The organism is Amycolatopsis sp. SID8362, from assembly GCF_010550475.1.
GTDB classification, from domain to species: Bacteria; Actinomycetota; Actinomycetes; order Mycobacteriales; family Pseudonocardiaceae; genus Amycolatopsis; species Amycolatopsis eburnea.
Map to the genome: position 1 here is coordinate 1 of NZ_JAAGNB010000921.1, position 10,877 is coordinate 10,877.

The 10,877-nt window shown below is 71.6% G+C and carries 7 protein-coding genes and 2 pseudogenes; 4 read left to right on the forward strand and 5 right to left on the reverse strand.

Annotated elements, in window-relative coordinates:
- A pseudogene (locus G3I65_RS28705) lies at positions 1 to 331 on the forward strand (LysR family transcriptional regulator); the annotation flags it as partial.
- 173 nt (positions 332 to 504) lie between these two features.
- Positions 505 to 1,218 carry an alpha/beta fold hydrolase gene (locus tag G3I65_RS28710; protein WP_309235771.1) on the forward strand — a complete coding sequence of 238 codons (714 nt, stop codon included), beginning with the start codon at positions 505 to 507 and terminating at the stop codon, positions 1,216 to 1,218.
- On the opposite strand, the gene G3I65_RS28715 is transcribed toward G3I65_RS28710, so the two are convergent.
- Positions 1,202 to 1,558, reverse strand: coding sequence for a VOC family protein (locus tag G3I65_RS28715; protein ID WP_160698874.1), 357 nt, complete (start codon positions 1,556 to 1,558; stop codon positions 1,202 to 1,204). The genes G3I65_RS28710 and G3I65_RS28715 overlap by 17 nt on opposite strands.
- A gap of 127 nt (positions 1,559 to 1,685) precedes the next feature.
- On the opposite strand from G3I65_RS28715, the gene G3I65_RS59100 reads away from it, so the two are divergent.
- Entirely contained in the window at positions 1,686 to 2,018 is a 333-nt protein-coding gene (locus G3I65_RS59100) for a hypothetical protein (protein ID WP_160698875.1), read from the forward strand.
- Positions 2,019 to 2,200: 182 nt separating this feature from the next.
- On the opposite strand, the gene G3I65_RS28725 is transcribed toward G3I65_RS59100, so the two are convergent.
- The 3 genes and pseudogenes from G3I65_RS28725 to G3I65_RS28735 all read right to left on the reverse strand — a co-directional run bounded on the left by G3I65_RS28725 (position 2,201) and on the right by G3I65_RS28735 (position 5,969).
- Positions 2,201 to 3,172: an SMP-30/gluconolactonase/LRE family protein gene (locus G3I65_RS28725; RefSeq protein ID WP_239071499.1), complete on the reverse strand. Its 972-nt coding sequence runs from the start codon at positions 3,170 to 3,172 to the stop codon at positions 2,201 to 2,203.
- A 53-nt stretch (positions 3,173 to 3,225) separates the two neighbouring features.
- A pseudogene (locus G3I65_RS28730) lies at positions 3,226 to 4,895 on the reverse strand (PQQ-dependent sugar dehydrogenase).
- Between the two features lie 105 nt (positions 4,896 to 5,000).
- Positions 5,001 to 5,969, reverse strand: a complete 969-nt coding sequence (locus tag G3I65_RS28735) for a LuxR family transcriptional regulator (RefSeq protein WP_160698877.1) — start codon at positions 5,967 to 5,969, stop codon at positions 5,001 to 5,003.
- 173 nt (positions 5,970 to 6,142) lie between these two features.
- On the opposite strand from G3I65_RS28735, the gene G3I65_RS28740 reads away from it, so the two are divergent.
- Positions 6,143 to 9,550, forward strand: coding sequence for a S8 family serine peptidase (locus G3I65_RS28740; protein WP_160698878.1), 3,408 nt, complete (start codon positions 6,143 to 6,145; stop codon positions 9,548 to 9,550).
- Positions 9,551 to 9,618: 68 nt separating this feature from the next.
- On the opposite strand, the gene G3I65_RS28745 is transcribed toward G3I65_RS28740, so the two are convergent.
- On the reverse strand, positions 9,619 to 10,877 hold a 1,259-nt coding region (locus G3I65_RS28745), incomplete at its 5' end, for an MmgE/PrpD family protein (protein WP_160698879.1).

Sequence of the window (10,877 nt, forward strand, 5' to 3'; positions counted from 1 at the left end):
CCTGGACCGCGCCGCCCTCCGGTTGCCCGCTCGGGCGGAGGACCCGTCGTGGCACGACGCGGTGACCTCGGCGTTGCACCGGGCCGGCCGCGGATCGACGGGCCGCTCGGGCGGCTCGGTCCTCACCGTCCTCATCGAGGTCGGCGGCGGGCACGGCGCCTGGACGCTGCTGACGGCGGATCAGCTGACCGGGTTCGCCGCGCGCCGGGTCCGGGCGCTGCCGCTCGACCCGCCGCTGAGCATCGACGGGAACATCGTCGCTTCGCTGCGGACGCCGGACGTCTGCGTGTCTTCGTTCGTGCGGGCGCTGGCCGACACCCCGGAGCCGTGACACGCCTGCCGCCTGGTGCCGTGCGTCCAAGGTGCGTTGACAGCGCCCCGCGAAGGCGCCCTGCGGCTGCCCGCAACGTGGCAATCAGCGCGGCTACTGAGAAAACTTCATTACCAGCCGCCGTTCAGCCGGAAGAGACCTGACTTGGCTCAAGATCGCTGATCTTGGGTAGGGTGCTGGCTGTTGAGCTGCTTCCCGGTTACGGCTTCAGCGACAAGCCGGCCGCGCCGGGGTGGGGGATCGAGCGGATATCCGACGCGTGGTGCGAGCTGATGGCCCGGCTCGGCGACCGGCGGTTCGGCGCCCAGGGCAGCGACTGGGGCACCAGCATCGCCACGAGCATCGGTCAACGGCAACCCGATCGGGTCGCCGGCATCCATCTCATACCGCCGCTCGCACGGCCCGATCCGGCCACGTTGGACGACCTCACCGGTGCCGAGCGGGCGGCGCTCGCGACACTGCGGGAGGCGGACGAATGGGGCTCCGGATACTCGGCGCAGCAGTCGAACCGGCCGCAGACGGTCGGCTACGGGCTGGTCGACTCGCCGGCCGCCCTCTGCGCCTGGATCGTCGAGAAGTTCTGGTCGTGGACCGACTCCGGTGGCGACCTGCATCGGGTTATTGCCCGGGATGAGCTGCTCGACAACCTGATGCTCTACTGGCTGCCCGGCACCGGTGCCTCATCCGCCCGGCTGTACCGGGAAAGCCTCTGGCAGGTCAACGAATGGATCTCCGGGTCGGCCGGCGCGCCGGTTCCCGAACATCCGGTACTGGAACGAGCCCGGCAAGGGCGGCCACTTCGCGGCGTTCGAGCAGCCGGCGTTGTTCGTCGACGAGGTCCGGTCATTCTTCCGGCTGGTCCGCTGATGGTCACCCGTGCTCGGTAAGCGGCTGGCTAAAGATCAACAAGTGTCCATCGGGTGTCCGTACGTTGAAGTCGCGCATCCCGTAGGGCCGGTCAGCCAGTGGCTCGACGATGTCGGCGCCGCGGGCGCGCAGCTCGTCGTGGCAGGAATCGACGTCGTCGACGATAACCGTCACCCTGGCCGGGCCGACGCTGCTTTCGGCGTACAGGTGGAACTCGGCGGTGTCGCGGATCACGGCCGCGTAGCTAGGTGGGGTCTCCCAGGTGAATATGGTGTCGAATCCGAGCGCGTCCGTGAAGTACGACCGCGCTGCCTGCACATCTCGGCACGGCAGCACGGGAATCGCCACCCGCATGACCATTCCGTCACCTTACCTGACTTTGGCTCAAGATCGCTGATCTTGGGTAGGGTGCTGGCTGTTGGGCTGCGGTTTCGTCGTGTGAACGGCGAAATCTGCGCACTGAGCGGCCGGTTCCAGGCTGTCTCTCGTGGCGTATGTGCGCACGGTGAAGACGGCGTCGGGGGCCAGGGCGGTGCAGATCGTGCACTCCTCGCGTCGCGGGTCGCGGGACATCGAGCACATCGGCTCGGCGCATGACGATGCGGCGTTGGAGGCGCTCAAGGCGGTGGCGAGGCAGCGTCTGGCTGTGGGGCAGCCCGAGCAGACCACCGGCTGGTCGATCAAGAAGTTCGTGTGCACCACCCGCCGCTACCGCACCATCAACATTCAGGCTGGCGAGCACACCCTCACCGCCGTCGACCCGCTACCCGACGACCTCCGCGATGCCCTCACCCGCATCCACGACCGCGGTGCGCACTAATTTGAGCCAAGTCAGGGTTTAGCCGGAAGAGACGTTCCGCGTTGCGGTGGGTGATGTTCTCCCGCTCTTCGGCCGTCAGCTCGAGTCCGGCTGGGAACCCCCGCGTCAGACGGCTCCTTTCCGTCAGCACACTGAAATTGGCCCGCCCACGTCCGCGCCGCCCTCGGCGTGGCGGGCGGCGTTCAGTACGGGTTGCCGGGCACGTTGAGCCGCGTCTGGTAGAGGCCGAACGCGCCGGAAACCCCGGAGGTGAGGTACAGGGTCCGGCCGTCCGGGCCGCCGAACGCCGCGTTGGTGGTGTTGCGGCCGGCGGAAATCGTGCCGAGCTGGGCGCCGGACGGCGAGAAGACGTGGACGAGCCCTTCGTCGAAGGAGGCCCAGTAGACGTTGCCCGCGCAGTCGATGGTCGCGCCGTCGGGCGTTCGCATGTTCGCGAACGTCGTGCGGTTCCCGGTGGTGCCGTCGGGGAAGACGGTGTACTTCATGATCGCGTCGGCTCCGGTCGCTCCCACGTAGAGCGTCTTGCCGTCGGGGGACAGGACGACGCCGTTCGGCTGCGGCAGCGTGTCGTCGACGAGGCCGACCACGCCGTCGCGCACGCGGAACACGCTCGTGCGGCCGCCTTGCTCGTCGGCGCGGTTGCCGCGCTGGTAGTTCGGGTCGCTGAAGTAGGTGGTGCCGTCCCGGCCGGTGGTCAGGTCGTTCGGGGAGTTGAACGCGTGGCCGAGGAAGTTCGCCGCGACGGTCGTCCGGCTGCGGTCGGTCAGGTTGTAGGAAGACACCGTGCGGTTGTCGTGGGTGGCGGCGAGCACCCGCGTGCCGTCGGCGGTGATCGCCAGGCCGTTGCTGCCCGAGTCGGCGATGAACGTCTCGAAGGTGCCGGGCGGCGTGTAGCGGAGTATCGCCGACGGCTGCACGCCCTGGGGGCCGGTGGGGTTCTGCATGTTCGACAGCAGCAAGGTGCCCGTTCGCTGGTCCCACGTGGGCCCTTCGAGGAAGTTGAACCCGCCGCGGATGAGCTGGGACGTCACCGACTGGCTCGGCAACGGCGGACCGTAGGTCCCGTCCGGCGCGCACGGTGAAGCTGTGGTGGTGCCGGACGCCGCGGGCGTCACCACACCCGCGGCGACGATCGCCGTCGTCACCGTCCACATGCGACGAAGTGTCTTTCGATGAGCCATGACGGCTCTCCTTCCGCAAGAGGGTTTCACCGTCCGAGTTCGACCTTGAGGATGCTTTCGTTGCTGTTGTCCGGGATGCTGTCCTTGTCGCCGTAGTTGCTGGTGGTCAGCCACAAGCCGCCGTCGGCCGACGGTTCCACGGTGCGCAGCCGCCCGTACGTGCCGGTGAGGTACGGCTGGACGTCGGTCAGGCTGTCGCCGGAGATTTCGGCCCGGTACAGGCGCGTCCCGCGCTCGCAGGCGATGTAGAGGCCGGTGCGGACCACGGCGATGCCGCTGCAGGAGGCCTCGGCGACGGGGTAGGTGTGCTTGGGCGCGATGAGCCGGGTTCGGCGCAGCTGCCCGTGGTGCCTTCGCAGCGGGGCCAGCCGTAGTTGCCGCCGCGGACGATCAGGTTGGTCTCGTCCATGACGTTGTTGCCGAATTCCTGTTCCCACAACCGGCCCTGGGCGTCGAAGGCCAGGCCCTGCGGGTTGCGGTGGCCGTAGCTCCACACCGGAGTGCCGAAGGGGTTGTCCGACGGAACGGTGCCGTCGGGGTTGATGCGCAGGACTTTCCCGGCGAGGACGGTGAGATCCTGGGCCCAGTCGCCGTTCTGGCCGTCGCCGGTGGAGATGTAGAGCTTGCCGTCGGGGCCGAAGCGCAGCCGGCCGCCGTTGTGGTACTTGTTGCGCGGGATGCCGGTGAGCAGCACCTCCGGGGTGCCGGTGAGCACGCCGCCGCGGTAGCGCACGCGCACCACCCGGTTGTCGGTCGCGCTGGTGTGCATGACGTACAGCCACGGGTCGGCCGCGAAGTCGGCGGCCACCGCGAGACCCAGGACCCCGCCCTCGCCGTCGGTTCCCACGACGTCGGGAATCCGCCCGGCCACGGTTTTCGTGCCGGTGGCGGGATCGAGGCGGACGATTTCGAACGCGTCACGGCGGCCGTAGAGCACCTGTCCGTCGGGCAGGGTGGTCAGGCCCCACGGCAGGTCGGTTTCGGTGGCGACCCTGGTGACCGAGCAGATGGCCGTGGCGCAGGACGTACCGGTGGTGACCGCGACCGCGGTGCTCGGGGCCGAGCGGTTGGCCTGGGCGTCACGCGCCCGCACCTGGTACTGGTAGCGGGTGTTCGCGGCCAGGCCGCTGTCGGTGAACGAAGTCGTGGCGCCGCTGGTCGAGCCGGCCTGGGTGCCGTCGCGGAGCACCTCGTAGCCCGTGACGCCGACGTTGTCGGTGGCCGGTGACCAGCGCACGGTGACCGTGGTGCCCGACGCGGTCGCCGTCACGCCGGCCGGGGTGCTGGGCGGCTCGGTGTCGGCCTGGCACTGCGGCACGGTGACGGGGACCGTGGGGCTGGCCTGGGAGACGTTGCCCGCGGCGTCGCGGGCGTTGACGTACAGGCCCCAGGTGGCCCCGGGCACGACGGTCAGCTCGGCCGACAGCGCCGTGCCCGGCACCGAGGTCATGAGCTGGCCATCGTGGTAGACGTCGTAGAAGGCCACCCCGACGTCGTCGGACGACGCCGCCCACGAGAACGTCACGCCGGTGCACGACAGGTCCGAGGTGCGGGGATCGGCCGGCGCGGTCGGGGGTGTGGTGTCGCCGTCCGCGGCCGACGCGACGGGGGACGGGAACACGACACCCAGGCCCAGCAGCACCACGGTGGTCACCGCCCGGAGGACCGTGCGGTTCCTTCTCGGAGTAGCTCGCATGGTGTTCCTCTCTCAGGGGATGCGAAGCCACTGGGAGCGCTCCCGGGGACCGTAGCGCAAAGGGTTTGCCGCCGACAAGACCGGTGAGCGGGTTTCCAACCGCGGTCAGATCCAGCCGCGGCGGGTGGCCTCCATCGCGATCTGGAACCGCGTCCGGGCCCCGGTCCGCTGCATCAGCCTGGTGACGTGGCGCTGCACCGTCCGCTCGCTCCAGCCGAGCGCCCGCCCCACAGCCTTGTCGGTCACCCCGGAAGCCAGCAACGCCAGCAGCTTCGACTCGTCCGCCGACAGCTCGCCGGGGTCGTCGGCGCCGAACCGGACCGGCACGCTGCGCGTCCACACCGACTCGAACAGCGCGATCAGCGCGTCCAGCAGGGGGGACGGGTGGATGAGGTAGGACGCCGTGAGCGCGGGGTCGCCCGGGCGCATCAGCGGCATGATCGCGAGCCGGTCGTCGGCGATCGCCAGCTTCATCGGGACGTCGCCGGCGATCCTGGCCTGCTCGCCGTGCCGCACCCCCAGTTCGATGTCGTCGAGCAGCCCCGGCAGCTCGACCGCGCTCTTGTCGTAGACCACCCGGTACGTGACCCCGCGTTCGAGCAGCGCGAGCTCCACGTGGTTGGGCTCGCCGTGCCCTTGCGGGGCCGCGTACGGCGGCCGGTCGAAGCCGCGCATCTGCACCCGGATGTCCTGCTGCATCCGCGTCCAGCGGTCGTTGACCTCGTCCTGCCCGGAGATCACCTCGACCAGCTCGCCCGGGTGCGCGAACCGCGTGCTCGCGCGGTAGGTCTCCATCAGCGTGCCGATGTGGCGGCGCGTGTCGCGCAGCGCGGCCTCGCGTTCGCGCAGGACCGCCTCGATGGCCCGGTCGGGCGGGACGACCACGTACCGGGGCGGACGTCCGGCCGACCGCGTCGCCAGGCCGGCCTCGACGAGCGCCTGCAGTGCCCGCCGGGTCGCGGGCAGCGAGCGGTGCGTGTCCTGGGCGAGTTCGGGGGCGGTCGCCTGTGTCCGCCGGACGAGGGCGTTGTAGGTGGCTTCGTCCGCACCGCGCACCCCGATCGGTTCCAGCACCGTCGTCCTCCTTCGTGTCGGGTTTCCGACACCTGACCGGAATCCGCCACCTTCGTGAGCTTGTCACGCGGTGATCATTCCTGCACCGTTGGGAAGTCGACGGCGCGCAACCTCACACGGGGCGCGCCGTCTCGCATGTCCGCCGCGACCTGACGGAACGAAGGAGTCTCCCCATGTCCCTGTCCGCCTTGCGGACCCGTGGCCGGCACCTGGTGCTCGCGGTGCTCGTCACCGCCGGGTCCCTCGGTGCCGGGCCGGCGGTGGCCGCCGGTCCGCCGCCCGCGGCCGCCCACTCGAAGATCGCGAAGGAACTGCTCGACCGGATGGCCGGTGCCCGCTCCGGCCCGGACGCGAAGTTCGAGGCGGTCGTCGTCCTGAAGGATCGCGGTCTGCGGCCGTCGGCCCCCGCGGCCGCGCGCAAGGCGCTCACCGACTCGGCGACGGCCATGCAGGCGCCGGTCGTCGACCTCGTCGGGGCCCGCCGGGACCAGGTCGTGAAGACGTTCTGGCTCAAGAACATGGTGCTCGTCCGCGCCACCCCGGGCACCCTCGACGCGGTCGCCGCGCTGCCGCTGGTCGACCGCGTGATCCCCAACTTCACGCTGCACTCGCCGACCGAACCCCGGAAGACCCAGCAGCAGGCGGCGGCGGAACCCGCGGTGGCCTGGGGCGTGCAGAAGATCGGCGCCGACCGGGTCCAGCGGGACGGCGGCACCGGCGCCGGCGTGCGGGTGGCGATCCTCGACACCGGCATCGACACCCAGCACCCGGACCTCGCGGGCAAGCTCGTCAGCGCCGACCCGGCGAACCCGGAGCACCCCGGTGGCTGGCTCGAGTTCGCCGCCGACGGCTCCCCGGTCCACTCCACCCCGCACGACAGCTCCTACCACGGCACCCACGTGGCGGGCACCATCGCGGGCGGGCACAGCTCGGGCACGCAGATCGGCGTCGCGCCCGGCGCGGAGCTGATGGCGGGGCTCGTGATCCCGGGTGGCACCGGCACCCTCACCCAGGTGATCGCCGGGATGCAGTGGGCGATCGCACCCTACGACGCCGACGGCAAGCCGGCCGGTGAGCCCGCGGACGTCGTGAGCATGTCGCTCGGCGAAGAGGGCTACAGCAGCGAAATGGTCGAACCCGCCCGCAACATCTACCTCGCGGGCGCGTTCCCGGCCTTCGCCATCGGCAACGAGTGCGTCGCGGGCGGTTCGGCGGCGCCCGGCAACGTCTTCGAAGCGACCGGCGTCGGCGCGACCGACGCCGACGACAACGTCCCGGACTTCTCGTGCGGCGGCGTCGTGCGGAAGAAGGACTGGGCCGACGCCCCGGCGAACTGGCCCGACAGCTACGTCGTGCCGGACCTGTCCGCGCCCGGCGTCGACGTCCTGTCGTCGCTGCCCGGCGGTGAGTACGGCTTGCTGAGCGGCACGTCGATGGCGACCCCGCACGTTTCGGGCACCGTCGCGCTGATGCTGCAGGCGAACCCGCGCCTGACCCCCGACGAGACACTGGACATCCTGACCGGCACGGCGTTCTTCGACAACCGCTACGGCGCGCGGCCGAACACCCGCTTCGGCGCGGGCCGGATCGACGCGGCCGCCGCCGTCGCCGAAGCGCGCCTCACCAGCGGCATCACCGGGACGGTGACCGCGGACAAGTCCCGGGACCCGTTGCGGGGCACGACGATCACCGTGGCCGCCACCGGCCGGTCATACACGAGCGACACCGAAGGGCACTTCAAGATCCGCGTGCCCGCGGGCACCTACGACCTGACGCTGTCCCGCTTCGGCTACCACGACCAGCGCGTGCGAGTCGTGGTGTCCGGCGGGAAGCTGACCGATCTGCGGGTCGCGCTGAAGCCGACGCCGCGGGGCGTGATCACCGGCCGGGTCACCTACGGGCCGACGGCTTCGACGGTGCCCGGCGCGACGGTGCGGGTGGCGGACGTGCTCGACGAGCTCACCGCCGTCTCGGACGGCACCGGCCGCTACACCATCAAGGACGTACCGGAAGGCGCTTACCAGGTGACCGCTTCGGCGGCCGGGATCTCGACGGCGAACCCGCGGCAGGTCACCGTGCGCCCGATCCGGGCCGCCACGGCCGACTTCGCGTTGCCGCGGCCACCGGCGACGCAGCGGGTCTCGGTGACCCGCGACGGCGGGCAGATCCACGCCGAGACCTTCTGGCCCGCCATGAGCGGCGACGGCGGGGTGATCGCCTTCGCCAGCATGGCCTCGGAGATCGCGCCCGGTGAGGCGAACGACGACATGGACATCTTCGCCAGGGACACCCGCACCGGCGTGATCGAGCGGATCTCGGCCGCGGCGGACGGCACCGGGGCGGACGCGTGGGCGATCAGCCCGACGATCAGCCCGGACGGCCGGTACGTCGGCTTCCTCAGCGGCGCGACCAACCTGGTGCCCGGCGACGTCAACGGGGTGCCCGACTCCTTCGCGCGCGACCGGCGGACGGGCGCGAACGAGCTGATTTCGGTGTCGTCGGACGAGCGGCAGGCCGACGGGCTGTCCGGCCAGCCGGTCTTCAGCGCCGACGGCCGGTACGCGGTGTTCCTCAGCCAGGCCACGAACCTGGTGCCGGGGGACACGAACGGCAAGCAGGACGTCTTCCTGCGCGACCGGGTGGCCGGGACGACCGAGCGCGTCTCGGTGGGTGCCGGCGGCGTGCAGGCGGACGGCGACTCGCTGGAGCCGAGCGTCAGCGCCGACGGCCGGTTCGTCGCGTTCGAGAGCGGCGCGGAGAACCTGGTGCCGGGCACCGGCAACGACCACCGTGACGTCTTCGTGCGTGACCGGCGGACCGGGACGACGGAGATCATCCCGGTGGCGGCCGGCGTGGAAGCGACCCAGCCGTCGATCAGCGCGGACGGCCGGCTGGTGGCCTACGCGAGCAGCGGCCCCGACGCGCCGTCGCAGGTTTCGGTGTACGACCGGCAAACCCGCGCGAGCACGCTGGTGTCGCAGGCGGCGAGCGGGACCGGCGGCGCGGACGCGTACACGGCGAGCCCGAGGATCAGCGGCGACGGCAACTTCGTCGCGTTCTTCAGCTTCGCCGCCAACCTCGTGCCCGGCGACGACGGCATGTCGGACGTGTTCGTGCGCGACCTGCGGGCGCGGACGACGGCCAAGGTGTCCGGCGGGGTGGGCGGCCGGCTCGGCGACGCCTACAGCGACTTCCCGTCGATCAGCACCGACGGCAAGTACGTGGCGTTCGAAAGCGCGGCGACGAACCTCGTCGAGGACGACACGAACGGGTACTCGGACATCTTCGTCCACGACCGGGCACCCGGCCCCGAGCCGCGGTTCGCGGTGGCGGACCTGCACGTCGACGGCGGCCACGGCCGGGCGCCGGTGCGGGTCACCGCGTCGGTGAAGGACGTCGGCGAGGTCGCGGGCACGTACCAGGCCCTGCTGTGGATCGACGGCGCGGTTGCCGGCGAGCGGGCGGTTTTCGTGCGGAAGGACCAGACCACCGGCGTGTCGTTCGAGGTGCGGGACCTGCCGCGCGGAACCCACACGGTGCGGCTCGGTCCGCTCACCGGTTCGGTGACTGTGGGCCGGTGAGGCAGAACGGGCCCGCCGGGATTTCCCGGCGGGCCCGCTTCCGGAATTCCCGGCAGGCGGGGTTGCCTTCAGCTGCGGAGCAACCCCGTCAGCTCGGTGATGTCCGCCAGCTCCGCGAGCCCGTAGGTCAGCTTCGTGATGCGCTCGCTGACCTCCTCCGGCAGCACCCGCGACGCGTTCAGCCGGAACTTCGTCGCCAGTTCGTCCGCCGACAGCGGGTTCTGCGGCCCACCACGGTTGGCGTCGACGCGTTCCTCCAGCTCGCTGCCGTCGCGCAGCCGCGCGCGCAGGACCGCCGGGAACTGGTGGGGGAAGATCTCGTCGCACCGGGCGTCCGGGACGCAGCGGACCTTCGCCGCCAGTGCGAGTCGCGCCGGGTCCGCGGCGGCTTCGTCGGTGAAGTCGTCGTGGAAGACGCCGAGCCCGCCGCCGCCCAGCAGCCCGGCGGCCACGGTGTACGGGCCCGAGAACGCGGCGTGGTAACCGGACTGCGGCCGGATCTTGGCTTCGCGTGGCTCGGCGATCGTGCGCAGCACCGCCGTCGGCGCGCCCAGTTCCAGTTCCACGATCTCCGCCGGGTCGACGCCGCGGGCGCGCAGGCGGCGGGCCGCGTCGATGCCCGCGTGCGTGAAGTGGTTGCACGGGTACGGCTTGAAGAAGATGCCGGGCAGCTCCCAGCGCTCGCCGAGGCCGTCGACGATCGCGTCCACATCGGACTGGTCGCCGCAGAACGCCTGCAGCAGCCCGAACCGGCCCTCCAGCACCGTCGGCGGGCCGGTGATGCCGTGGCGCGCCATCCCGGCCGCCGTCACCGCCGCGTGCGCCGCCCAGCCACAGTGGACGCGCTTCACCGTGCCGCCCGTGCGGTTGGCCTCCAGCAGGCCCGAACCCATGCTGGCCGCGATGCCCAGCGCGTCGGCGATCCCTGCTTCGTCCACATCGGACAGCATCGCCGCGGCCGCCGCCGCGCCGAGTGCGCCGCAGATCGCCGTCGCGTGCAGGCCGCGTTCGAAGAACACCGAGTTGCCGAGTTCCTCGTCGTAGCCCGCCATGCCGAGCCGGACCGTGATCTCCACGCCGACGCCGATCGCGTCCAGCAGCTGGGCGCCCGTCGCGCCGCGGGACTCCGCCACCGCCAGCGCGGCCGGGACCACGGACGCCGACGGGTGCAGCACCGACGGCAGGTGCGTGTCGTCGAAGTCGAGCGAGTGCGCGAGCGTGCCGTTGAGCAGGGCCGCGCTCGGTTCCGGCAGCCGGTCGCCGGTGCCGATCGCCGTCGCCCGGCCTTCGCCGCCCCACTCGCGGACCAGTGCGCCGACGGCCGCGG

What these genes read in the sequence shown, in the direction of transcription:
- G3I65_RS28715 (WP_160698874.1), bottom strand. Translation starts at nt 1,558, where the DNA reads ATGGTCATGCGGGTGGCGATTCCCGTGCTGCCGTGCCGAGATGTGCAG.
- G3I65_RS28725 (WP_239071499.1), bottom strand. Translation starts at nt 3,172, where the DNA reads ATGTGGACGGTGACGACGGCGATCGTCGCCGCGGGTGTGGTGACGCCC.
- G3I65_RS28740 (WP_160698878.1), top strand. Translation starts at nt 6,143, where the DNA reads ATGTCCCTGTCCGCCTTGCGGACCCGTGGCCGGCACCTGGTGCTCGCG.